This window comes from Psychrilyobacter piezotolerans (assembly GCF_003391055.1).
Lineage (GTDB): Bacteria > Fusobacteriota > Fusobacteriia > Fusobacteriales > Fusobacteriaceae > Psychrilyobacter > Psychrilyobacter piezotolerans.
The window spans coordinates 93,484-117,752 of record NZ_QUAJ01000007.1; the positions used below are offsets into that span (position 1 = coordinate 93,484).

Annotated in this window: 33 protein-coding genes; 11 read left to right on the forward strand and 22 right to left on the reverse strand. The window is 29.4% G+C overall.

Annotated elements, in window-relative coordinates; translation table 11 throughout:
* Nucleotides 1-102: 102 nt before the first annotated feature.
* The 22 genes from DYH56_RS05600 to DYH56_RS05695 all read right to left on the reverse strand — a co-directional run bounded on the left by DYH56_RS05600 (nt 103) and on the right by DYH56_RS05695 (nt 16,485).
* Entirely contained in the window at nt 103-1,260 is a 1,158-nt protein-coding gene (locus DYH56_RS05600) for an autotransporter outer membrane beta-barrel domain-containing protein (protein WP_158539067.1), read from the reverse strand.
* Between the two features lie 32 nt (nt 1,261-1,292).
* On the reverse strand, nt 1,293-1,769 hold the full coding sequence (locus tag DYH56_RS05605) for a S26 family signal peptidase (RefSeq protein WP_114641885.1): 477 nt from the start codon (nt 1,767-1,769) through the stop codon (nt 1,293-1,295).
* Between the two features lies 1 nt (nt 1,770).
* Nucleotides 1,771-2,187, reverse strand: coding sequence for a hypothetical protein (locus DYH56_RS05610; RefSeq protein ID WP_114641886.1), 417 nt, complete (start codon nt 2,185-2,187; stop codon nt 1,771-1,773).
* Nucleotides 2,188-2,218: 31 nt separating this feature from the next.
* Entirely contained in the window at nt 2,219-3,223 is a 1,005-nt protein-coding gene (locus DYH56_RS05615) for a type IV secretion system protein (RefSeq protein ID WP_114641887.1), read from the reverse strand.
* Nucleotides 3,224-3,232: 9 nt separating this feature from the next.
* Nucleotides 3,233-3,985, reverse strand: a complete 753-nt coding sequence (locus DYH56_RS05620) for a hypothetical protein (protein ID WP_114641888.1) — start codon at nt 3,983-3,985, stop codon at nt 3,233-3,235.
* 16 nt (nt 3,986-4,001) lie between these two features.
* Nucleotides 4,002-6,461: a TraG/VirB4 family ATPase gene (locus DYH56_RS05625; RefSeq protein ID WP_114641889.1), complete on the reverse strand. Its 2,460-nt coding sequence runs from the start codon at nt 6,459-6,461 to the stop codon at nt 4,002-4,004.
* A 14-nt stretch (nt 6,462-6,475) separates the two neighbouring features.
* The gene (locus DYH56_RS05630) at nt 6,476-6,718 is read right to left on the reverse strand and encodes a VirB3 family type IV secretion system protein (protein WP_158539069.1); all 243 of its coding nucleotides are present in this window, start codon (nt 6,716-6,718) and stop codon (nt 6,476-6,478) included.
* Between the two features lie 13 nt (nt 6,719-6,731).
* The gene (trbB, locus tag DYH56_RS05635) at nt 6,732-7,652 is read right to left on the reverse strand and encodes a P-type conjugative transfer ATPase TrbB (RefSeq protein WP_114641891.1); all 921 of its coding nucleotides are present in this window, start codon (nt 7,650-7,652) and stop codon (nt 6,732-6,734) included.
* Between the two features lie 16 nt (nt 7,653-7,668).
* Nucleotides 7,669-7,986, reverse strand: coding sequence for a hypothetical protein (locus DYH56_RS05640; protein WP_114641892.1), 318 nt, complete (start codon nt 7,984-7,986; stop codon nt 7,669-7,671).
* A 58-nt stretch (nt 7,987-8,044) separates the two neighbouring features.
* Nucleotides 8,045-9,943 (reverse strand): type IV secretory system conjugative DNA transfer family protein, encoded by a 1,899-nt coding sequence (locus tag DYH56_RS05645; RefSeq protein ID WP_114641893.1) that lies wholly within the window; start codon nt 9,941-9,943, stop codon nt 8,045-8,047.
* A gap of 39 nt (nt 9,944-9,982) precedes the next feature.
* On the reverse strand, nt 9,983-11,047 hold the full coding sequence (locus DYH56_RS05650; RefSeq protein ID WP_114641894.1) for a TraB/TrbI/VirB10 family type IV secretion system protein: 1,065 nt from the start codon (nt 11,045-11,047) through the stop codon (nt 9,983-9,985).
* A gap of 8 nt (nt 11,048-11,055) precedes the next feature.
* Nucleotides 11,056-11,817 carry a TrbG/VirB9 family P-type conjugative transfer protein gene (locus DYH56_RS05655; RefSeq protein ID WP_114641895.1) on the reverse strand — a complete coding sequence of 254 codons (762 nt, stop codon included), beginning with the start codon at nt 11,815-11,817 and terminating at the stop codon, nt 11,056-11,058.
* A 12-nt stretch (nt 11,818-11,829) separates the two neighbouring features.
* Nucleotides 11,830-12,501 carry a VirB8 family type IV secretion system protein gene (locus DYH56_RS05660; RefSeq protein WP_114641896.1) on the reverse strand — a complete coding sequence of 224 codons (672 nt, stop codon included), beginning with the start codon at nt 12,499-12,501 and terminating at the stop codon, nt 11,830-11,832.
* A 21-nt stretch (nt 12,502-12,522) separates the two neighbouring features.
* Nucleotides 12,523-12,864: a TrbC/VirB2 family type IV secretion system protein gene (locus DYH56_RS05665; RefSeq protein WP_114641897.1), complete on the reverse strand. Its 342-nt coding sequence runs from the start codon at nt 12,862-12,864 to the stop codon at nt 12,523-12,525.
* Nucleotides 12,865-13,056: 192 nt separating this feature from the next.
* On the reverse strand, nt 13,057-13,254 hold the full coding sequence (locus tag DYH56_RS05670; RefSeq protein WP_114641898.1) for a hypothetical protein: 198 nt from the start codon (nt 13,252-13,254) through the stop codon (nt 13,057-13,059).
* Between the two features lie 27 nt (nt 13,255-13,281).
* The gene (locus DYH56_RS05675) at nt 13,282-13,941 is read right to left on the reverse strand and encodes a hypothetical protein (RefSeq protein ID WP_114641899.1); all 660 of its coding nucleotides are present in this window, start codon (nt 13,939-13,941) and stop codon (nt 13,282-13,284) included.
* Nucleotides 13,941-14,654, reverse strand: a complete 714-nt coding sequence (locus DYH56_RS05680) for a ParA family protein (protein ID WP_114641900.1) — start codon at nt 14,652-14,654, stop codon at nt 13,941-13,943. Before DYH56_RS05680 ends, DYH56_RS05675 begins: the two co-directional genes overlap by 1 nt.
* Nucleotides 14,654-15,655 (reverse strand): hypothetical protein, encoded by a 1,002-nt coding sequence (locus DYH56_RS05685; protein ID WP_114641901.1) that lies wholly within the window; start codon nt 15,653-15,655, stop codon nt 14,654-14,656. The genes DYH56_RS05680 and DYH56_RS05685 overlap by 1 nt, the downstream gene beginning before the upstream one ends.
* The gene (locus DYH56_RS05690) at nt 15,652-15,948 is read right to left on the reverse strand and encodes a hypothetical protein (protein ID WP_114641902.1); all 297 of its coding nucleotides are present in this window, start codon (nt 15,946-15,948) and stop codon (nt 15,652-15,654) included. Before DYH56_RS05690 ends, DYH56_RS05685 begins: the two co-directional genes overlap by 4 nt.
* A gap of 9 nt (nt 15,949-15,957) precedes the next feature.
* The gene (locus DYH56_RS15930) at nt 15,958-16,113 is read right to left on the reverse strand and encodes a hypothetical protein (RefSeq protein WP_158539070.1); all 156 of its coding nucleotides are present in this window, start codon (nt 16,111-16,113) and stop codon (nt 15,958-15,960) included.
* Nucleotides 16,114-16,125: 12 nt separating this feature from the next.
* Nucleotides 16,126-16,266, reverse strand: a complete 141-nt coding sequence (locus DYH56_RS15935; protein ID WP_158539071.1) for a hypothetical protein — start codon at nt 16,264-16,266, stop codon at nt 16,126-16,128.
* Nucleotides 16,267-16,305: 39 nt separating this feature from the next.
* A complete protein-coding gene (locus tag DYH56_RS05695) occupies nt 16,306-16,485 on the reverse strand; it encodes a helix-turn-helix domain-containing protein (protein ID WP_114641903.1) in 180 nt (59 codons plus the stop codon).
* 144 nt (nt 16,486-16,629) lie between these two features.
* Between DYH56_RS05695 and DYH56_RS05700 the strand changes: the two genes are divergently transcribed.
* The 11 genes from DYH56_RS05700 (at nt 16,630) to dcm (ending at nt 24,265) form a co-directional block, all read left to right on the forward strand.
* Nucleotides 16,630-17,328, forward strand: coding sequence for an XRE family transcriptional regulator (locus tag DYH56_RS05700; protein WP_158539072.1), 699 nt, complete (start codon nt 16,630-16,632; stop codon nt 17,326-17,328).
* 101 nt (nt 17,329-17,429) lie between these two features.
* Nucleotides 17,430-17,561 (forward strand): crossover junction endodeoxyribonuclease RuvC, encoded by a 132-nt coding sequence (locus tag DYH56_RS16355; RefSeq protein ID WP_147269593.1) that lies wholly within the window; start codon nt 17,430-17,432, stop codon nt 17,559-17,561.
* Nucleotides 17,558-17,797, forward strand: a complete 240-nt coding sequence (locus DYH56_RS05705) for a hypothetical protein (protein WP_114641905.1) — start codon at nt 17,558-17,560, stop codon at nt 17,795-17,797. The genes DYH56_RS16355 and DYH56_RS05705 overlap by 4 nt, the downstream gene beginning before the upstream one ends.
* 12 nt (nt 17,798-17,809) lie before the next feature.
* Nucleotides 17,810-18,733 (forward strand): DUF4268 domain-containing protein, encoded by a 924-nt coding sequence (locus DYH56_RS05710; RefSeq protein ID WP_114641906.1) that lies wholly within the window; start codon nt 17,810-17,812, stop codon nt 18,731-18,733.
* A gap of 23 nt (nt 18,734-18,756) precedes the next feature.
* Nucleotides 18,757-19,095: a hypothetical protein gene (locus DYH56_RS16120; RefSeq protein ID WP_199532979.1), complete on the forward strand. Its 339-nt coding sequence runs from the start codon at nt 18,757-18,759 to the stop codon at nt 19,093-19,095.
* A 14-nt stretch (nt 19,096-19,109) separates the two neighbouring features.
* Nucleotides 19,110-19,400, forward strand: a complete 291-nt coding sequence (locus tag DYH56_RS05720; protein ID WP_114641907.1) for a hypothetical protein — start codon at nt 19,110-19,112, stop codon at nt 19,398-19,400.
* Nucleotides 19,385-20,035: a hypothetical protein gene (locus DYH56_RS05725; protein ID WP_114641908.1), complete on the forward strand. Its 651-nt coding sequence runs from the start codon at nt 19,385-19,387 to the stop codon at nt 20,033-20,035. The genes DYH56_RS05720 and DYH56_RS05725 overlap by 16 nt, the downstream gene beginning before the upstream one ends.
* A gap of 304 nt (nt 20,036-20,339) precedes the next feature.
* Nucleotides 20,340-20,756 (forward strand): very short patch repair endonuclease, encoded by a 417-nt coding sequence (locus tag DYH56_RS05730; protein WP_114641909.1) that lies wholly within the window; start codon nt 20,340-20,342, stop codon nt 20,754-20,756.
* 159 nt (nt 20,757-20,915) lie between these two features.
* Nucleotides 20,916-22,226, forward strand: coding sequence for an NgoFVII family restriction endonuclease (locus DYH56_RS05735; RefSeq protein WP_114641910.1), 1,311 nt, complete (start codon nt 20,916-20,918; stop codon nt 22,224-22,226).
* Between the two features lie 270 nt (nt 22,227-22,496).
* Nucleotides 22,497-22,688: a hypothetical protein gene (locus DYH56_RS05740; RefSeq protein ID WP_114641911.1), complete on the forward strand. Its 192-nt coding sequence runs from the start codon at nt 22,497-22,499 to the stop codon at nt 22,686-22,688.
* A gap of 53 nt (nt 22,689-22,741) precedes the next feature.
* Nucleotides 22,742-24,265, forward strand: a complete 1,524-nt coding sequence (gene dcm, locus DYH56_RS05750; RefSeq protein WP_199532980.1) for a DNA (cytosine-5-)-methyltransferase — start codon at nt 22,742-22,744, stop codon at nt 24,263-24,265.
* The last annotated feature ends 4 nt before the right edge of the window (nt 24,266-24,269 follow it).

Here is a 24,269-nt window from a genome sequence, read left to right on the forward strand (position 1 = left end):
AATCCTGCTTTTAAAAAATTTAATTCATTCTCTTTTCTTCCGCTCTAACGGTTGGGTTGATTATCTAAGTAACCTCTGCGAGAACACTGAGATAACCTAGAATTAAAACAAGTAGTTTAACCCAATGTTTCCTACAAACTCTTCTAAATTATCCCCTATTCTATATTCTACCTTTGTATATATAGTTAATAAATCATCTGTTTCATAACTTCCTCCTACTGAGATATCTCCATAGAAACTATCGTTATTATATCCATCTATCTTAACTTTGTCTGTCTTTAAAGCATTAATGGTTGAATTTAAATCTTTATATGGGTCTCCTAGTTCCACATATCCTGCTACACTTCCTTCGAGGTTAATTTTACTTCTATTTTCTAAATAGAAATCTCTTCCTAATGCTAAACCTATTCCCGTTTCTATAGATATAGAATTTACACCATCAATCTCTAAACCTTGACCTCCCGATTCTGAAATATCATTTTGCATCATATATGCAAAGTTAATCTCAAATTTAGGTTTTATATAATTTTGATCATAATAGTATTTTTTACTTAACTCATTATTTACTCCTAAGTAATAGTTATTAATATCATCTGCCATAGTTTCATTTAAATCATCAAATATCTGGGTTCTTTCTAATGATGTGTCTGTAACTCCTCCAAAAAACATTGATACAAACTTTAATCTTTCATAATTTTCATATATATAATATAAATTCCCTTGATAGTAGTAATCTTCTCTAGACCCATCCTCAATATCTGTAAATTCTGTATCATTTTTACCGATAGTAATGATCCCACCAACACGATTATTATTACTTAATTGTTTTTCTACACCTAAATAAACACTGTGTAGATCAGTATCATATCCTGAGGTACTACCCGAATCGCTCTCTAACCTTGTTCCATTAACTCCTGCTATTGCTATGATTTCATTGACTTCTCTATACTTCACATTATCTATAACATTATTAAATATCACTTGATTACTATCGCTCATTATTTCGAAAGTCTGCTTAGCTAATGCTGGATAGTAGGACATTCTATAATTATCTTTAGCAGCTCTATCTGATTCTTTTTCTGCTGTCATAGAATGTCTGCTATTTTTATTATAAGAATTGAAATTTCCAAATACTAATATTTTATTTTCTTGAAATTCCTCTTGACCATTTAATAAATTATTTTGATTTACTTTAATGAATTCATTTTGATTTTCATTTAATTGTGCATTAGCTAAGTTTGATATTGCTATTAGTGCCATAATTACTATTCTTTTTTTCATAATCCATCCCTTCAATTTATTTTTTTAGCTATATATTTAACTTGATTCTTTTTAATCTTCCCAAAATACCTAGAATCAAAAGAATTTTCTTTGATTCCCAGAGTTATGAACTCATCTTTTTTCAAAATAAAATCCTCATTATTTAAAACCGGAAGAGATCTTTTTAAAATATCATATTTTCTTATCTTAAATTTTTCTCCTGATATATGAAGCTCATTTACTTCTAGGAAAATATCATCTTCATGAGTTCCTTTAACCTCTTTAATAAGATATTTTGTAAATTTAGGTAGATAACCTCTATCAAATATCATATCTTGCATTTCTTTATTAAGTCTATCAATTGGTATAACTACTACATCTCCTTTTTTGATGCTCTCAGTCTTTACTGAAAGATAATAAAAACCTTTTGGCATAGAATCGCTAATGTTATACGTAAAAAATCTAGATAACAAAACTACTCCTAAGATAAATGAAATAAAAAACTTCATTTTAATCTAATCCCATCTTAGATTTCCAAATACGCAGTTTTTCCTTTTCTATCCTTTCTAAATAAGCTCCTGGATCTTTTTTTGCTTCTATCAACTCTTTTTTATATTCTTCATCATTAATATCATTATATTTTCTCCTAAAATTCACCCTTGAAATTGCCTCTCTTCTCGTTTTAACTTCTTTAGATACCTTTTTAAGGACTGATTTCCATGCAATATATTCATCACCTGCTTTTTTATTCCCTTTGCTTTCTAATAGAGACAATTCCTTGAGTATCTCATAATATTTATCCGATGCTTTTTTTCTTGTAACTTTATCTTCTGAATAACTCTTTAAAATAAGTTCTCTCTTTTCTTCTGGTGAATATGTTTTCATTCCACACCCTATTAATACTCCTATCAATCCTAATACTAACAATAGTTTTTTTATTTTTTTCCTCCCTTGTTATTTATTTTTTACCTGCAAATTTTTTACCTAAGCTGACTCCTGCTTTTCCTAATCCCATTCCACCCTTTCCAACAAGATTAGCTCCTCTACCTGCTAAATTTGACATAGATGTTCTAGAAGAAGCATTTCCTTTTAATCCTTCTTTTAAATTCCCAACTTTTTGTACTCCCTCTCTAGTATTACTGACAATGGATTTCCCAGCAGACATTCCCATTGAAGCAGCATCATTTCCACTTAGATTAGGAGAACCAGATAATAAACTAGCAACAAGACTAGGACATTTAACCATTAAAAACATTAACGTTCCTAAAGATGAAACTTTATAGATGCTATCTTGATGTGCATCAAGCAGTGCTGCTTCTGTAGTGAAAGGGGTTAAAAAATCAACCGATAAATTTAAAATCAGTGATAAAACCATTAATTTTATGGATAAATTTAATACTAAAGAGAACACCTTTTCTGCTAAAAATGCTGTTTTGTTTAATACTGCAAAGGGCAAGAAAATAATTCCTATTCCCACTATTGCATAAAATTCCATCCATGCTATGAATATCGAGAGAGCCATAAAAAATACAATAATTAAAATAATTACTATATAAAAATAACTGATCACTATATCTCCTAATTTTGTTATTCCCATTCCTCCAACTTTGTCTAGTATATCCCCAGTCAGATTTATTCCTATATCAATTGTTTTAGAAGGACTTCTAAAAAATTCAATACCCGATTTTCCACCTAAAGCAACTTCCCCTATTTTAATAAACGACTCAATAACAACATTTACTAAACTAGAATATTCAGTGATAAAATATGTGATCATCCCGTATTTAAAGGTTTTTTTACATAGTGTCTTTATGATATCTATATCACCTAGTTGAAAAGCTAATAACCCTAGATCTATTGTAATTAAAGTAGCTAAAATTCCCATTGCATAAGGTTTTAAATTATCTGGAATAACTAATAACTTTCTTTCAAATAGTTCCATTAATTCTGTTAAATTCCCCATAATCCTCCCCTATTTAAATTTTCCTATCTCTAAATTTCCTGTTTCTGATTCTTTTCTATTTTTTATTAAATACTCATCCATTAATTTTTTTTTGGTTTCCTTATGGATTCTTTCTTTCTCTTGTTTACTTGCTTCTATAGTTCCTAATAACTTTATCTCCTGAGCTTGTAACTGCTTTAACTCCATTAAATGTCCTGCACTTAACCCTGCTATCTGGTTAGCGGATTGTAGAGCTTGCAAACTTCCTTCTGAATTACCAGCAGATTCTACTAAAGCATTGACTCTTTCATAATCATTATTATATTTTTCCGGGTCTACTAAAGAAGTATTTAGTGCATCGTAAACACTATTATTTAATTCATCAGCAATTTCTTTACTTTTATTATTTAAGTCATCTACAGACATGGAAGTATCAGGATTTTGAGGGAATAGAACTAAAAATTTATTAGTTAGATCCTCAGACCTCTTAATAACACTTTTTGTAGAATTATTTAACCGTATTATTTGATGAAGTGAATGCTGTAAGCTTTGTAAGCTATTTACACTTAAGCTTCTATCTAGAGTTGCAAGTTGTTTAGCTTCATTTTGTAGACTCTTTATTTGATTTTGATAGCCTTTTATTTGGTTTTCTATCATATTTATTTGATTTAATTTTTGTTCAAAAGCCAATAAATAATTCATTGGATCATAAACTGGTATAGTAGCAAAGGCGATAGTACTCATAGCCATTAGCATTAGAAAAATATTTTTTAATCTATTCACTCTTTTTTCCTCCTTCTCATTTCGGGACTTCCGAAATTCGTTTTATTACTTTTTCAACTATTTCATTTGATTTTTCAATACCTTTATACCTAAGCCATTCTATGTTAAAATTTTTATTTTCCAAATTTTCTAAAGTTTGATACTTCTTATTGTCAGCTTCACTAGAGGTTGCCAGATATGAAAGTTCTATTTGAGATAAATCTAATTCAAATAACCTATTCCCTTTTTCACTTTTATAATAATATTCTTTTTTCTGAGTTGCTTGAGACAGTATTTCCACTTCTTGATCATTAAGACCAAAGCTTTTATATAAGTCTATATTTTGTCGTGCCAATGGATCTGGAAGTAAAATCTTTGTCTTGCATGAATTTTTTATAGTATTAGATATATTTGAATTAATAATATCTGATAATTCTTGAGTTGCAAAAACAACACTGGCGTTCTTCTTTCTAAGGACTTTCAACCATTCTCTGATCTTTTGTTCGAACTGCTCATTATCAAAGAATAACCAACATTCATCCAGGATTATAAGGGTAGGAGTCCCATCTAAAGATTGTTCTAACCTATAAAATAGATAGGAAAGTATAGGGGTAATGGCAGTTTTATTATCTGAGATCTTTTCCATTTCAAATACCGTATAAAAATTATTCAGATCTATATTTTCATTATTTGAATCGAAATATTTCCCCATAATTCCCTGGTTTGTATAAGGTTTTATAGCCAACCTTAATTCTTCATCTTGAAGATATGTTGCAAATGAAGAAATAGTTCTTAGTTCTACAGGAGTTTCCTTTAAATCTAATAATGCTTTATATATATGCTCCTTTTTTTCAGGAATTAATTCAATTTTCTCTTGGATAAAGATGTTTTCTAACCATTCTTGGCAAAATTCTATATCTTTATCTATATTTTTTAATGGTTGAAAGCTAATAATATTTTCTTCATGTCCCAGATCATAAAAGATACCATCTAATGCTTTAGTAAGGACTCTAGAGCTGCCTCCCTTATCAAAAGTAAACACCTTGGATTTCTCATATTTAAACCAGTTATTAGTAATTGCATTTAATAATACTGATTTACCACTTCCTGTAGGTCCAATAATCATTGTATGTCCCACATCCCCCTGATGTAAGTTAAGATAAAATGGTGTTGATCCACTAGTACTGGTAGCTATTAACGATGTATCTTTTAGGTGTTTATTTCTTTGTTCTCCCTGCCAAACGCAGCTGAGAGGTAAAAGATGTGATAAAAATATAGAGTTTATTAGGGGTTTTCTTACGTTGTATGTAAAGTTTCCGGGTAAACTGCCTAAATATCCCTCCACACTATTTAAACTCTCTTCTACACACGTAAACCCAATACTATTTATGACTTTCTGTATTAAATTACTATCCTCTTCTAAGAGTTGAATATCTTTATTTTGAAGGATTAATACATTGGTATAGTATCCTAAGGACGCATATTCACCTTGTATAAGTTCTTTTTCTTCCTGGACTTCTTCAGCTTTTGATAATGAATCTCTATTGATGTTGTGCTCTGTCTCTCTTCCGGTAAAAGTTTCTTGTATTAGCTGGAAAAAAGATTTTCTTCCTCCAAACCATTTCTTATATTGAGAATTCAATGTTTTAAGAGCTTCTTCTTTTTCTATAGGGATAAACCTGGTTACCCACCTATAATTTATTGGCAACCTGTTTAAGCTGTCTAGAATACAAGAATACGAAGTATCTGGAAAACTATTTATAGAAATTACTTTTAGATATTCATCTTCTAATCTAGGTTCTAACCCTCCTATTAATTCAGTGTCATATAGATAAGAATCTATAGGTGTTTCTAAAGTTGGGACTGTCATATCTATATTTTGTTTAGATATCGTTGAGTGCAAATATGTAAGTAGTTCCTGCTGATTTAATAGTTTAGCTTCCACAAAATATGTAGAAAATTCACTGAAGAAAAAAGAAATTTTTGAGACAAAATCATCCAAATATTTCTTAGCAATAATTTCTTTCACATCATCCTTATTTTTCGTTATATATAGATCACTTATCTTTTGGGAATTATCCTTTGGAGGGCTATAGACAATGGTAAAATAATATTCACTCTCATAGTGGTTACCGCTTTCAAAGCTTTCTTTTCTTTTAGATTCCATTAAATAGAGCGGTATTTTATTAATTTTATCTATATGACTTTCATATATTTTACTTTTCTTTCTTCTGGCTTCTATATAGAAACTATATTCATTACCTAACCTTTTCATTAATTCATTTATCTTATAGGATATTAAATCAACAGTATCATCCAGACTAGAATCGAGATCCTGACCCCTGTATTTAATAATTACCTGTAAAGTTCCATCTTTATTAAGCATAAGACCTAATTGATTGTTTTTCTCATCTTCTTCAACATCTAGATTTATTAAGTATCCCCATGGGATATAATTAAACAATTTATCTTCATTTAAATATTCTTTAAATATCATTTGTTATACTCCTCCTATGGGTAATAATTTTTTTTAGTCTTTATGTACCTCATAAAAATTTTAAAAAAATCATTATCTTTTTTTGTAGCAACAATTATTAGAGCATGAAATACAAGAAACACCGGTATAACCACTATGTTTTGAAAACCCAAGATAAATATTGCTATTAATGTTGAGTTCAAAATAACTAATTTTCTATCTCCTCCTGCTAAAGTATGCTCTTTAGTTATCGCTTTACATACTTGGTATTCTTTCATCGAATCCTCCATCTTAATTTATTTTTTCTAATATATATTCATTCTTTTCATATTTTTTAACTTTAACTATTTCATGTATCTTCCGTCTAAGTCCGTCTTTTTTTATATTTATAATTAAATTCACAGCTTCAGCAATCATCTTTTGTTGAGGTGTAGATGAAATCTCCTGGATATACTGTTCTAACTTATTTAATCCAGATTTACTGTCATTGGCATGAATAGTTGAGACACCTCCTGGATGACCTGAATTCCAGGCTTTTAAAAGGTCAAGGGCTTCCCCTCCTCTTACCTCTCCAACTATAATCCTATCTGGTCTGAATCTCATAGTTGATTTTAATAGATCTCTCATACTTGTATGTGGAGTAGTTCTCATGAATACATGATCTTCATTGTTACATTGAAGTTCCTGTGTATCTTCTAGTATTACAATTCGATCATTATAGTTTTTCATCTCATCAATAATTGCATTTGTTAGCGTTGTTTTCCCTGTAGAAGTACCTCCAACAACTAATATATTCATCCTCTCTTCAATAGCCCTTTGGATTGTTTTCATCTGTTCCAGAGTCATTATCTTATCTTTTACATATCTATCCAATGAAAAGACCATGGATGCTTTTTTCCTAATTGTAAAACTTGGATTAATAACCGAAGGTGGAATCATTCCCTGGAATCTAGATCCACATCCTGGAAGTTCAGCACTGATAATGGTGCTAAATTTATTCATAACTTCATTACTAGTCGTTGAAACAATATTTATTATCTTTCTTGAATTTTCTGAAAGAATTATTTCTCCTGTAAAGATCCTTCCTTTTGAAAGAGTATCTATCCAAAGCTTTTTATCCGGGTTAACCATTATTTCTATTACATCTTTATCGTCTAGATAGGTTGAAATTTTATCTCCTAAAGCACTTTTTAAAAGTGATAAATTAATCATATTTCTCTCCTCGACCCTAGTTTTTCTTCTCTAGATTATTCACCAGATTTTTTAAAGTATTTGTTTCAGAGATATTACTACTTTCAATAGCGTTAAAAGCATGGATGATGCCTCCGAAGATTATTTTTTTGTTCTCCTTAGATTCTGAAAATGTTTTGAATATATCGGTGCTCTTAACAAAATTTATCAATGCCTTTTCCTGCTTAATCTCCTCTTTTTTCAATAGCTCTTTTTTTAATCTTATAATCCTATTTTTTTCAATCAGGAGTTTTTGTTCTTTAATTTCCAGTTTTTCTAGGGGAGTTAATTGTTTTTCCTGAGTTGTTTCATTCATATATTTCCCTCCATTTCGGAAGTTCCGAAATTCATTTTTATTATTTATCTGTTTAAATTTATAGATCTGTTGGCTGTTCCGCTGCCTCTTTTTCTTTAACTATTTTATCTAAAATTTTCTTATCTATTTTTTTTAAATACTTAGGATCTTTAAAATATCTAACCTTAGTCCCTTGAATCGGATGTTCTCCTGTTACAAGGATTAAACTTTTATCCATATCATAGGTTCCAACTTCTCCTACAGTGAGTAAATTTCTCGATGCAATGTGTTCTGTATGGTTCCAATCGGAAAAATACTTGAATCCTTTAAAAGACTTAGTTTGATATTCTATTGTTTCAGTTCCTAGTGCACTTGATATTATTTTTGGTGTTTCATAGTCTCCTTTACTTGGAGTAAAAAACATATTAATATGGCAATTTGATAAAATACTATTATCCTTTGTGTATAATCTATTTATCTGGTTGATATCCTGAGTGATGATCAATGCTTTCATTCCATATCCTGCAATATACGCTAAAGCAGTCTCTATAATAGGAATCTTTCCTAAAGCCGGAAATTCATCCAGCAGCAGTAATAATCTATGTTTAAACCCTTTATTCTCTGTTCCATTTGAAAAATCCATTTCATCTGTTAAACCATTTATTATCTGTGCTATTATCAATCTGAATACTGGTGCTGTTATCTTTATAGCCTTTGGTGGGGTTACTAAATATAGATTTAAAGGAACCTCATCATTCATTAGATCTTTTATTGAAAAATCTGATGAAGAAGTATTTTTATCTATTATTGGATCGGCATACACTCCAAGCATAGAGATTAAAGATGACATAATACTTTCTCTTTCTTTATCTGGCTTTGAGATTATGTCTCCTGCTTCCCTTGAAGCTTTAGGATGAGTATGTTTCATTGCTACCTCTTCAATTTCCCCCTCTTCGTTCTCCATCTTAACTTTTGTTGTATCGTTATATATGTTTTCAAAAAGTGTAGAATCATCTGTATGTTTTGTCTCTATTATCTCCTCCATCTTTTCTTGTAAATCTTTGGAAGGATCTGTTAAAAATTTAAGAACTTTACCTATTGTCGGTTCCTCTTCGATATATAGAATATGCATCAATACCCCTGAAAATATTTTTCTTGCTGATATAGTCCAATGATCTTCTTTTTCTACTGAACAAACTATCTCGGCTATGACCATACTATCCTGGTATTCATAAACTGTTCCTTTTCTGATTTCCTTTAGAGGATTATATCTACAACTATCATAGGGATTAGTTGGATCAAACTTAAAACATTTATGCCCCAATACCTTTTCTCTATATGCAGCAGTAAGCTGAAAGTTCTCTCCTTTTATGTCATTTACCACTGTTGAATGCTTCCAAGTAAGAAGGGTAGGAATGATTACACCTACACCTTTTCCTGATCTTGTAGGAGCCATGAGAGTAATATGTGTAACACTGGTATCTAAGATCTCATTTCTTTTGTCGTCTAAGCCTAAAACTACTCCATCTCTTTTTAACTCTTCATCGGAAAGAACTTTACTGTATCTCTCCCACATTCCACTTTTTTTCAAACTATTTCTTATCTTTTTAGGATCTGGATATAGATCAGCTTTTTTTATATCTTCTTTTGTTCCCCACCTAGCAGTACCATGTGAATCTAATTGCTTTTTACTTTTATTTAGTAGAATTAGAATAATAAACCCGATTAAGGCAGATAAAAATATAGAATTTATACTCCTATCAAAAGCTATGGGGGTATTTTTAAAGAATCCTTTTATTCCCCATATGAAAAAACTATAAAAATGATAGACAGGAATTGACCTTATAACTAATAAGGGATTACCTAAACTCCTATGATAATTGGTGTACTTAGCATATGTTTGGGTTGCAAACTGTAAAGTAGAGATAAAAGTCATCAAGATAACAGCTATTGATAATTTCTTTTTTTTTATTGCCACTCACTACCTCCAAGACATTTTTTCTAAGATCTCTATGATTTAGAGCTCATACTCTGAAAGAATAATATCTTTATTCACTAAGATATTGAACTTCATTCCATTTCGTATCTCTATTGTTGGGTCTACTGAGAGGCTTCTCTCAACAATTTTGTTCCCAACTTTGATTGTTTCAAGTGATGCTGTTTCCCCTGCAATTGATAAATAACTCCTATCGTCGTCATCGCTACCATTATCATCTGTGACAATTGAAGTTGTTGTAGCTAATACACTTGAAAATACAATACCTTGCAGTAATTTCCCATAATGATTGTTTACCTTATCTTTTAACCCTTTTTCTCCTGAAGAAGTAATACCAGCCATTCCGATTAAATTTATAGATTTTTGATTTGGAAAAATTATTCTATCCCAATTTACCCCTATTCTTTCCTGCCCAAAGTTAATATCTGATAAATAACTCCCATAGAGTTTAGATCCTTTAGGTATTAGTAAGTAGTTTCCTGTTTTTGAATCATAAACATTTTCAGAAACTTGAGCTACTACATCTCCTGGAAGATCACTATTTATTTTAGAGATAGTCACCGACGGAATAATAGTTCCTTGTTTTACCTCTAGGTCTTTTAACGGGAGTTCTTCCCTTGCTTTCAGATAATTTGTGTTGTAAAACCCTAGGCTAGTTTCATTAACTGCATCCATTTCTTTTTTTTCTTTAATATTTTTTTTAGAATAATCTGAACCAGAATTCATAAAGCCTATTTTACTTGCTTTAGCTAATTCAATAGCAGCTAATCTCTTTTGTTCTTCCTGATCAGCATAGTATGATGGAACCTCTTGTTCATAATTATTTTGATATCCATCTTCAGGAGGTTTTTCATAACTTTCAATTTCTTTTCCTTGGTTTTCCCATTCTTTTTGTTCCACATAGTCCCCAGGTAATCCTATATCTTCCTCTATTTTCTCAATTACTTGAGTCTCAACTACTTTTACCACTTCTTTTTTAGATGGTTTAAGGACTAAAAGAAGGATAAATACAAGAATTACACCTAAAGCTGTCAGTACAACCATCTTTTTTGAAATGTGAACTCCTTTAATTTCTACCTTTTCCATATAGCCTCCTATTTTTTCTTAATTCTCACACTTTTTTTACCCAGCTTTAATATGAACTCTTTTCCTAACCGATCTACGATATAATAGTTATTTTTCACCCTATAATTAACTAATTTTAGATCTTTACCATCTTTTAAAAATAAAGATGGTGCTTCCTGCATAATATCTTTCATAACAAAGAAAGTCTTATTCCCATCATCAAATACTTGAGTAGGTGCAATCTCTAATTTATGACTATATATTTTATATCTAAAATTAATACTTTCAGTATTTACAGTTGTTAGCTCATTTCGATCTTTAGCTGCCTGCTCTTGCTTTATTTTTTCTTTATTTCTCTTTAATTCCAACTTTTGCTGGGGGTAATCAAACTCAACAACTGAGTTCCATTGATTAGTAGATGAATTTATTAAGATGTTATATTCCCTTTTATCTGTTTGAATTGTTATATTAGTTTTTATATCTTTATAAAATGGTTTTATATATACCCTTGAACCATTAGGTGTTGAAACAGTCTCAAGCCCCCACCTAGAGGTATCTCCTGCTCCTATGAAGATAATCTCCTCATCTTTGTTAAGATTGATAGAAGTTAAATATCCAAGCTTCCCATAGATGTTATACGAATCGCTCTTGTTATAGACAAAAGTTGTTTTTATATTTGCCTTCGCTTGCTTTAAGCCGCTTTGTATTCTACTTTTTACCATTGTAAAATCTTCACTAAATGAAGTAATACTACTAATAGCAATCATTAAAATTAACAATTTCTTTCTCAAATTTAATCCTCCTTAAAAATCTTGATTTATAGATAGATCTGTTATTGTTATCCCTAATGGGTTAATAATCAGCTCTGCTTCTGTATTGGCAGGGATAGATTTTAAACTAAAAATCCCTTCTTGGTTTGCTCTATCTGATATTCCACCTTCCCTATAGCTTGTTTCCTTCCATCTAACTTTAAATGAATTAGTATTTGGAACTTTTACTATGGAAGCAATTTGAATATTTCTACTCTCCTTATCTTTAAATCTTTGATTAATGTTGTCTTCCATATATATTTTCTTTAATTTTGTTTTGGCTTCTAGACTGGTATACTTAAGAGCTTCTTTATATTCAGTTGAAAATAAAACAGGATCTAATGGTATGGATCTAATCTTAATTAGGAATTGTCTTAAATAATGTTTGTATTGAACATCTGAAATACTATATTTATTTTCAAGAGGTCTCACAATATTTGTTACTTCACCAGTTTTTTTTATTTCAACTATATAGGGTACAAATGATGCTTTTGTTGATATACGAAGAGTCACAAATAGACTAATGCTAAACATTATTACCATGCTTAAAAATGCTAATTGCCAATTTCTTACTGATTTTGATAATTTCATATATCTGTCATTCCAAGGACTAGATGGAGAAAGCTCCACCTTATCCTTAGTTTTTTTAATATTTGTTTTCCACATAATAATTCTCTACCTCCCTATCTAAAATCCTACTCCTCCTGAGAATCCAAAGAATGTAGGAACCCAGCTTGTTGCTGCAAATACTATGGAAATACCAAATACTATGTTTACTAATTTTTTCATCGCACCACCCATTTCTCCAAATGCCATGGCAAGACCACAAGACGCAACTGCAATAATTGCAAGTGATTTAGCTACTGGACCTGTAATAGATTCCATTATTTTATCTAATTGTCCTTCAAATGGAAGCCCTGCTCCAGAAGCCAGACTTGCTTGATTTAACACAATGAACAGGGTTAATATAGTTAAAAATCCAATATTCTCACTGATAAATTTAATTGCTTTAATTTCCTTATTTTTCATTATTACCTCCTAAAAAAAACGATAAAAAAAAGCCTGCTAAAAGAAAGCAATATTTAATTGCTTTTTCTAACAGACTTTGAGTCATTATGCTCACTATCTATTGTTATTTAAAAATTAATCTTACTTTTATAAATAAACCTTTAGGTTAATCCCTACTAATTTATTTAGATTTAATTTTTAAGTTGTTGGTTACTAGTTATTAAGTGCTTTATTTTTTAAAATTTGTTCAAGATCACTGACATTAAATTTAAAATCATATGTTATCTTTAAGCTGCATACGGAACCCTTTAGATCTAAGTTCATCCCCTTATAATTACTACTTAATTTGATTTCATTCTTTTGAATCTTTGACAATAGTTCTCCTAAATATTCTTGATTTCTATCGGTCATAGTCCCCCTCCCTTATGGTAATGATAATTAATTATTTTTCTTATCCAATTCGTTCTCTTTATTTTTTACTATTTGATTTATCTCTTTTAAATATTTTTCAATGATATCTATCTCACTTTTTATATTTTTTAGTTCTTTTGAATTTTTAACCTTTGTCAGGTTATTTTTCATTTTTTCAAACTTTTTTAAATTTATATGTGTTTTAGGTTTATCATTAAATTCAAGAATACCTTGATCTTTCACAGATCTCAGTAGTTGTTTAATGGTTTGGGCTTTAGTAATGTTTTCTTTAATGATCTTTTCTCTGGTGCTGTAAGTTACATCTTTATGGGTTAAGAGTTTTACCGCCTGGTTAGAAAGAGAAGAAATAAGATCCTTTTTTTCTTTAAATTCATTAAACAAAATAAACCTTTTGTTAAATTCTGAAATGTTATCTTTATTTAAACCATTGGCCTGATACCATTTCATAAAATCTCCGGAGTTTTTAAATTTTAAAGATACCTGATTAAGCACTGTACAAATATCATATAGAGAATTACTTATAGCCATGAAGCTTTTCCTTAGTTTTTGCTCACTACTCTTTATAAATTCAATATCTTTTTCTTCAATTTCGTAACTTCCGAAATCAAAATTAGAAACATAGATATCCTTTTTTATTACTTCTTGTAGTTCTCCAAAGATATCCACTACATCACCCCCTTTACGATCTTTACGAAGGTAGATTGTATGGTTTTGTATTGAATACTTTTAGTTTCCATGATTGTTTTCCCTTTCTCTGTTAATTTCATAATTTTTGAAGATTGAAAGATTGGATCTAGAACTTGAATTCCTCCCTTATCTAAATTATCTTTAAGCATTTTTAGATGTTCTTTTTCCATCTTACTTCTACCAACTCGATTAGGAACCACCATAGCTATTTTTTCAATACCAATTTCTTTAATTAGATTGACCATCCCTTTAGTAGTCACATTATCCAGAAATGTGGGAATAACCACTTTATCACTGACATCTAAAAATATATCATCTAGTTTCAGTACTGGAGACCCATCAATTAAGATATAATCATATTGTTTTTTAAAAATTTCAATTAACTTTAAAAATTTATCTTCAAATGTAGATTTAATCCTTGTAGTAGTCAGTGGGATATAGAGTAACCCTTCCCGTAACCTCATGAGCTCTCCATGACCATCCTCAATATACCCCTCTAATCCCTTACCATACCCCGTATCAATACCTGCAAGCTGCAAGATATTGTTTTGAGAATCTGATGTAAGAATTAACACCTTATTTTTCTTTCCATGAAGGTTTTCAAGGGAAGATAAAATATGTCCGGTCCAAAATGTAAGTAACGATTTTCCTACTCCACCCTTATTATTTTTAAATAGAATTACTTTTCCCATTAGACAATCACCTTCTCACTTTTTTTTTCATATAATACCTCTTGAGTTTTTAATTTATTATATTTTTTGCAGAGCTGGTTCCCAAGATCATCATCTACACCTTGGCACTCATACCCAATATTTTTTAAAATTGAATTTCTCATAGATCTAATTTCAGATTCCCCTAGATTTTTAACCATGAAGGTTATTTTTTCTTTCCTAGTGATTTTCTTAAGATCTATCGACTCAACTATCCGATGATCTTTATCTTTTAAAATAGCTACTAAAATTTTAGAGTTTAGAGGTTTATTCTTTGATTTCATAAATTCAATCACTTTTTCAACTTCGCCTACAGATCCCTTGGAATAATTTTTAATATTTTTTAGGGTTTGGGAGTTATAGTTTTTAAATCCATTTCTAACTATCAACTCTTTTATGGTTTTTAAAATAATTTCATCAGAAGCAGCAGCAGGATTTCCTTTTGTGCTACTACTATCTTTTTGTGGGAGTATATTTATGGGAGTATTATCAGACGACTTTTGAGACGGCGTAGAGGCTACTTTTGAGTCGAAACCACACGACTTTTGAGTCGGGTGCGGAGTTTGTTGACCTAGAAGACCCATCTTTTTTTTCATCTCTTCTATCTCATCTTCATTATCTTCTATCTTATTGAATTCAAACAAGGTATTGAACTTTTCCTCTAGAAATATAAAGTTATATGATCCATAAACTAAATTTTTATGAAGATGTCTTTTTATCAATCCAAGAGCTTCATATTTTTTTAACCTTCTAGATAATACATCGTTTGAGTTTATCTTTAATGCTGGAAGATAGGTTAATAACTTTTGATAGTCAACCCACATATAATTATCCCCATCTACAGATTTTTCAAGGATGGTTTTCCAAGTTTTCATATCTTTTAAATAAGAAATAATAAAAGCATCTTTTATATCCAAACCAAACTCTATAAGTTTATGTTGCTGGACTTCTCCAATTGTATACTTTATATTATCTCTTTTCATAACTTCCCTCTCTTTATGTCTAAATTCTCTTTAATAAGTTTTTTCTCAATATTATAATTTTCTACTTTTAGCTTCTCCCTACAATTAACAGCATATTTTAAGAGCCATAGAATTAATTCTTTACTTAAAGTATCGTACTCGATCTCTAAAGCATCTATTTCTTTTCTCTTCTTAAGGTATGTATCATTAAATTTTATTATTTTTTGATCTAATTCTTTTAGAGCTTCTTTCATGGATAAAAAATCTTTTAATTCCAAAATACCAGATCTGGTTTTACTAAATGATTTCTGCATATCCTCATTTCATTTATTTAAGTTAAAACTTTTCACCCTTCTTTCACGGTCTAAATCACTTATCATTTGAGCATGTCTCAGATGTTCTTCAAAGGTTGATACTCGCACCTGCATATTCATACTTCTCTCCAGCTCTAAAGATAAAGCTGATTCTGGTCTAGCCATAATTTCCCTCCCTCAAAATAATTTGTACTGCTTTTCTCCATTAGGAGTAAGATCATATGAAATTTTTTTTACTTTCTTTATAAATTCATTCTTTTTTATCTTCTTTTTATTCCTAAATACACTTTTTATAACCACAGCATTTGAAATTTCCATAGTTCCCCCCTGTTATTAAATAAAAATTTATAAATCAATCTATAATTCAGACACAAACGTGTCTGGTTGGTTTAAAATTTTTTCTGTTTTTTTTAAAAAATCGTTGTCTTTGCTTTTGATTTTTCTATACATATATTCCCTAGAAATCCCTAATTTCATAGCTAATTCAGTCATTGTAAGACCTCTGTTAATACATTTAATTTTTATTTTATCAAGCATTGTGCAATCCCCTCCTAGTTTGTCCACATATGTTAACACTATAAATTTAACCTAAAAAGACACAAATGTCAACACATATTTTTCAATTAGTTCACATTTGTGACTTTATTGAGTAAAATTATAATGAGAAAAGGAGGAGTTATTATGTCAGAATTTGTGGTTAGCGAAGAAGGAAGAAAAAAGTTAGCAATTTATATAAAAACTTTAAGAGAAAAAAGAGAATTTGGATTAAACCAATTAGCTATGAAAGCTGGGATACAAAAAACTATTCTCTCAAGAATTGAAGCGGGTAAAATTTTAAAAATAAATCCATTTTTCTTAAGACAATTAGCAGTGGCTTTAAGAATTGACTATAAAGAGTTATATAAAATAGTTGGATATTTAGAAGAAGAAGATTTTAAAGAGGAAATGGAAATTAAAGATAGTCAAGCTGAATATACAGGCGTTAAGGTCGTAGAACTCCCTGTATACGGGGTAGCTTCCACTGGAAAAGGATACCTTAATTTAGAGACCATTCTTAAATATAAAAAAGTTATAAATGATGGCTTTAGCTCCGATTCTTTTCTTGTAGAGGTAAATGGAGATTCCATGGCTACACTTATCAATGATGAAGATATAGTAGTAGTAGATCCACAGTTAAATGATTATGTTGCTGGAAAAATATATGTAATAACTTATAATGACGAAACTTATATAAAACAAGTTCAGTGTCCTAAAAAAAATATAATAGTTTTAAAGAGTTTAAATTCCAATTATGAAGATAAATACATAATTGATGAAGAGATAAAACAGGTAAAGGTAGAAGGTAGGGTTGTGAAAGTAATTACTGAAAAGAAATTGTAAATATCCAAGAGACGCAGAAATTACAATGGAAAGAGCTCAAAAACTTAATTCTAAGAAATTTGAGAAAGCTTTAAAAGAAGATATAAAATGTAAAAAGTGTAGTGTATGTAACCAAGAGTGGTAAGAAGTACCATAGAGAGAGTTGCAGGTATAACAAGAATACTACAGCTATGAGTGTAGGAGAGGCTAGAGGAATAGGATTAGAAGCTTGTATGGTTTGTAAGCCGTATTGAGTAACATAGAAAAAAACTTGAGTGGAAAAACTCTAAAAAAAGATTCTGAATTAAAATATATTTGGGATAATGATAGATATTTATATATAAGAAATCACGGTGCAAATGTATATTATATTAAAGCTAAAACTACCATGAAACTTGAATCAGAAATTAAGCTAGAATTTCACAGAAAATACCAAGCTACTTCTATTGGAAGTGGAGCTAGATCTTTAAAAGCTGTTGATAATGATTAGGAGGAGATATTCATGTTAGGAAAATTAGAAAAAGTTGAATTAAGAGATGTATGGAAACATGAAGCTATTGATTTTACCAAGTGGCTCGCAAAAGAGAAAAATATAGATCTTCTATCAGATACAATTGGAATAGATATAGAAGTGATAGAAACAGAGGCAAGTGTAGGTTCATTTAATGTAGATATATTAGCAAGGGATAGTAGTACAGATAGTAAGATAATTATAGAAAATCAACTAGAAAGAACGGATCATGATCATCTAGGAAAGATAATCACCTATGCCTCAGGATATGATGCAGAGACTATTATATGGTTAGTTAAAGATGCGAAGGATGAACATAAAAAGGCGATAGAATGGTTAAATAATCATTTAGATGAGAAGATTAATATGTTTTTAATAAGAATAGAAGTTTGGAAAATAGGAGATTCACAACCTGCTCCAAGGTTTAGTGTTCTAGAAAGTCCAAACAATTGGGCTAAAGTTATTAAGAGCAGCTCTAATAGTGGGAAAAGAGAATTAACAGATACCAAAAAGCTTCAACTAGAATTTTGGACAAACTTAAAAGAATATGGAGAAGATAATTATTCAAGTCTGAAGTTTCGAACTGTAAGATCTCAGAATTGCTATAATCTTTCTGCTGGAAGTAGTTTATATTATATACTTTTAACTGAAAATTCTAAAACGAAACAATTGGGTGTTGGAATTTATATTTATCGGGATAAAGATTGTTATCGTAATTTTTTTGAAAAAAAGAGAGAAATAGAAAAAGAATTGGAATTTAATTTAGAGTGGCAAGAACTCATTGATAAGAAAGCAAGCAAAATAATTATATATAAAGAATTTGATATTAAAAACAAAGAAAGTTGGGTAGAAGGATATAATTGGTTGTTGGATAAAGCTCAAAAAATGAAATTAGTTTTTGGTAAAAATAAGTAAGACCATAATCAAGGAGATCAATTATGAAAAAATTAATTTTATTTTTATTACTATCAGTTTCTATCTTTGGAAAGCTAAATTTGAAAGTTATATATTCAGATCCAACAGAGACAGGAATTACAATAGAAAGACCTCAAAATCTTAATTCTGAAGAATTTGAGAAATCTTTAAAGGAAGATATAATAGGTGAAAAAATAACTGTAAATAAATCTAATGAAAAGATAGAACATGTAGTGTATATAACTAAAAGTGGTAAAAAGTATCATAGAGAGAGTTGTAGGTATAACAAGAATACTAGAGCTATGAGTGTAGAAGAGGCTAGAGGTAGAGGATTAGAAGCTTGTAAGGTTTGTTGGGAGTAGGAGGGGAGTAAATAATGGCAGATTTCGATATTAAAAGTATAAAATTAAATTATAAAAAATTTTCAAATAAAATTTCAAAGAATAAAAGTAAAGATTATGAAAATTTATTAGCTAAGGAACTTGCGATAGGAAAATTTGCAAGGCAAAATGGTATTTCAGACTTTAATGAGATTAAAATATGCAAAGTAGATACCAATACCAAAGATGAAACAACGTCTTATAAATTTACTTTAGAAGCTATAAAAAAAGAAAATAATATAACCAAAAATATAAAAAAGCAGGTAAAAATATGTTTGAAAAATTAAAACTTTCTATAAAACAAAAATATAATGAATATTATTTAAGGCACATAATAGATAAAAAACAATCTCTAGGATATCAAATGATGTTAATATTTATGAATGAACATCAACTCGCTAGAAATGAAATAAATGATTTTGGGACAACTTTAGGCGATGATAAATTAACATTTACAGCTGAAAATTTTAAAGGGATGGCTTTAAAAACTTTAAATTTCATATCGAAAAATCATAGTAAGAGAATAATGGCAAGCGCAATAGATGAAGATGATTTAATAAAAAAAATAAAAGAACTTATAATTAAAACCTTATTAGCAATCGATTCAAATTATTGTGTTCTTAATAAAGATAACAGTGAATATGTGTTCATAATGTGTCAAGAAGGTTATAGATATCAATACAATGGATACAAAAGACCAGATTTGAAATTAATGGGAAAAGCAAATTTGTTTATTTCTTTAACATTAGTATATTATATTATAGATTTTTTATTTAAGGATTTAGAAATCAATCTTATTGAAAAATTGGAATATATAATCCCTATGATTGTATTGTCAATATTGATTTTTTTATTCAAAAATTATCACATTATGCTAAAAATTCCAATGATAATTGCGATTATCTTTTTAGTAGTTGCATAAAAAAAGCGAAACTTTATAGCTACAGTAAAGTTAAAGGAGAAATATTTAAATAAATCAATTTTTTTACCAAATGAGATGGAACAAATAAAGCTAGTCTTGATATAAATAATGAAACAATAGATATGCATGGTGTTATAAGAATTATGCTAAAACAGACAAGGATCTAGAGAGTGCAGAGAAGTATACTAGATCAAATAAATTGGGATTATGGAAGTCATCTAATCCAATAGCTCCATGGGATTATATGAGGAAATAAAAACGGCCATAAATAATATATTTTGGGAAAATGAATTAAAGGAATATTATGGATAATTTGACACCCGAGCAAAGAACAAAGAATATGAAAGCCATAAAATCGAAGGATACAAAGGCTGAAGTCATGCTGAGAAAAGCTCTTTGGAAAAAAGGATATAGATATTTTAAAAATTATAAAAAATTACCAGGAAAACCTGATATTGTTTTTTCAAAAAAGAAAACAGTTATTTTTGTTGACGGAGAATTCTGGCACGGATTTGACTGGGAGAATAGAAAGCAAGATATTAAGAGCAATCGTGAATACTGGATTCCGAAGATAGAAAGAAATATGCAGAGGGATAAGGAAATTCAAGGAAAATTAGAGGATGCAGGGTGGATTGTATTGAGGTTTTGGAGTAAAAATGTACTGAAAAACTTGGATGAGTGTGTAAAAAAAGTGGAGAAAATGCTGAATAAAAAGCTATAATTAAGCTTTTTCCTTGGACCTAAAAATAGAAAAGGAAATATTAAATTATATTTTAAAATTTAATATGCTGTCTAGCTATTCCCTATATTTTTAAGGGTTATAGTAATCCAAATACAATTTAAATTAACAGAAACAATATTAGCACTAGGAGGAGTTATTATGGCGGATATTATTTGGAATAAATTTTTAAAGGAAGAAAAAGAAGAATATATTCAGTATTTGGAAATATTCGGGGCTTTAAGTGGTTTATTTAAAGATAATAAAGAAGGGGCGAATGCCAGAAAGCCGTATTTATATTACAGAAATCATGAACAACTTTTTACTAGAATTTTTAGTGTAGATGATTTAGCTAGAAAAAATAGTGCTTTTGATGCACTTGGAACCTGGAAAAATGATAGAGTGGGAATTGGTCTTAAAACATGGATGCATACAAGAGACCATACATATCAAAAGGTAGCTGAGTTTAATAAATTAGCTCCAGACTTTATAGCACCACTAATAGAGAAGGGTACACCAGAGCAAGTTATAAAGAAGGTTTCAGAATTTAGAAATGAACGTATAATGCTTGATAAACGTTTATATAAAACAGATAGAGATGTATATCATTACATCACTCGTGATGATGATATTATGAATATTGTAGAAGCACCGTATGATTTAATAGATATTGACAGCCTTGAGCTTATTGACACTAATGGAAAAACCTATAATTTCAAAGATAAAAAAAATGAATATAAATTTTATAGAAGTAAGAGTGTATTACAGAAAAAATTTGATGCTTCAAAAGGGGAAATAATAGCACAGATTAAAATCGAACAATTTGATGATCCTTTTGAGCTTATAAGAATGATTGAACTTCCTAAAAAAAATAAAGAAACTATATTTGAAGAAATATACCTTCCTCTTTATCAAGATAAAAAAGATGGAGGAATCGTCTCAGATTGCTCCGGTGTAAATATTCGACATGCAAAATCTAAGAATAAAGGAAGTAATACACCGCGTCCAGAGTATGAAATAGAAATTAGAATCAGCACTTGGATACATAGAGTTTTCCCAAAGTTTTTTGGTATAGATGCTTTTGATAGTGAGGCTGTTAAATTAAGTGACTTTGATTTGATTTTACCTGATGGAAGAGTATTGAGAGGAAGAATAAAGCAGCAAAACGGGAAAAGTTTACAAACCAATCCTCAAGGTGCACTTGGAGAATGGATACTTAATGATGTATTAGGTCTTAAAAATAGAGAAGTTGCAACTATGGAACTACTAAATGAGCTCGGGATTGACAGTTTAAAGATAACTAAACTAGACAATGAACATTTTAAAATTACAGTTGCTGAAACAGGAGCTTATGAGAAGTTTAAATTAGATAATATTGATAATATAGATAAAGCTGGACTTAAAGGCAATCAGAGACCTTATATAAGAGAAGACTTAGTGCAAGAGCTATTATCAGAAGATATTGAAGAATAATTACTATAAAAGAACTTTTTTTAGTTTTTTATGGTTATATAAAACTGGACCTTCAGTTTATATAAAATGTATGCATGAAGTTGGATATTTGGAAAAGTATCTCCTTCATATTTTTTATGACTTCCGATAAAATATTTAGTAATATATAGAGAAACTCAATAGTTTACTCCATACTACTTTTTATTTATTTATTTTGATATTTATTTAATTTTATAATATAATATAGATTATTTTCAAGAATTAAATCTATTATACCAAGATTGGAGGATTATGAAAGGCGGAGCTAGAGATGGTGCCGGAAGGCCTAAGAAATCTGATGAAGAAAAAGCAGAATATACTATAAAAAGTATAAAATTTAAGAAATGCGAAAAATATATTTTAGAATATATAGAGAGTTGTGAAGGAAAGAACTTTAGTGATAAATTGAAAAAAATAATATTAGAAAAAATTGAAAAAAAGTAATACCTTTTTTCGGTTAATATGATATAATAAAAGAATAAAGGTACGGTGATATTATGAAATATAAAGTAGGAAGTTTGTTTGCGGGAGTTGGAGGAGTTTGTCTTGGTTTTAAAAGGGCCAGCGAACATTTTGAATTAACCTTTGCAAATGAAATGGATAAAGATGCATGTAAAACTTATAAAGCAAATTTCAATCATAGTTTGATAGAGGGAGATATTGAAAAAATACTCAATCCAGAGATTGTAAGGAAGGAAAGAGAATTTTTATTAGAGAGATCTGAAGAGCTTAAAAAAATTGGTGCAACTGAACTTGAGTTTGATATAAAAATAGTAAAAGATGCTGTGAAAAAGCTGGATAGCCCTTTCTTTGTTGCTAAAGCTATGAAAGGTGGATTTGAGCTGACAGACAGCATTCAAAAAAAAATAGTAAAAAATAATTATTCAGAAGAAAAATTTAAAGATTGTGTAGAATTACAATTAATCCTTAATAATTTAGTTAATTATACAGAAGATAAAACTGAGATAAAATATCAAGAATTTAAAAAGAAAAATATAGAAATTACAAAAGAAAAAATAGATATTCTTACTGGTGGATTTCCATGCCAAGCTTTTTCTATAGCAGGAGATAGAAAAGGATTTTCTGACCATAGAGGAGAATTGTTTTACAGTGTAATTAATCTTGTAAACCAACTGGAAACAAAGGGACATGGCAAGCCGAGAGTTTTATTTCTTGAAAATGTAAAAAATCTTGTAAGCCATGAAAAAGGCCAGACTTTTAAAATTATCCAAGAAGAAATAGAAAAATTAGGTTATACAATAAAATATAAAGTTTTAAATACTTATAAATATACCGATCTTCCTCAAAACAGGGAAAGAATCTTTGTAATTTGTTTTTTAAATAAAGCTGATTCGGAAGCTTTCGGGTCATTTGAAGATATTCAAGTATCAGATAAAAGCAGGGAAGAATTAAAAGAAATAATGAGTAAAACATTGGATTATAGTATAACAAAAGAGAGTAATCCAGAATTTTACTATACTAAAGAAAAATATCCAAATTATTTTATGACTCAAGAAGAATTTGAAAATAGTGACAGGAAAGAAAAAATTAATTTAAATGAAGATATGCAGGATTTATATGAAATTTATCAAATTAGAAGAGGTATGTATGTCAGAAAAAATCAATCTGGAGTATGCCCAACATTAACAGCTAATATGGGAACAGGCGGGCATAATGTACCTTTGATTAAAGTTTATGACGGCATAAGAAAGTTATCTCCTAAGGATTGTTTTAATCTCCAAGGATTTAGAATAGGTGAAAGTTATATATTACCGAAAGAAGTAAAAAATGCATCTCTTTACAAGCAGTCTGGGAATGCTGTTTCAGTCGATGTAATAGAACTGATAGCTAAAAAAATAGAGCAGACTTTCATTAAAAATAAGACTAAAGAGTCTATAGCAATGACTTTTTTAAAAGAAAAAGAAAAAGAAATAAACAAAATTATAAATAATAAAAAAACTGAAGAAGAAATTAAAAAATTTATTAAAAAATTAGCAAAAGAATGTTTTGACGTTTTATAATTAA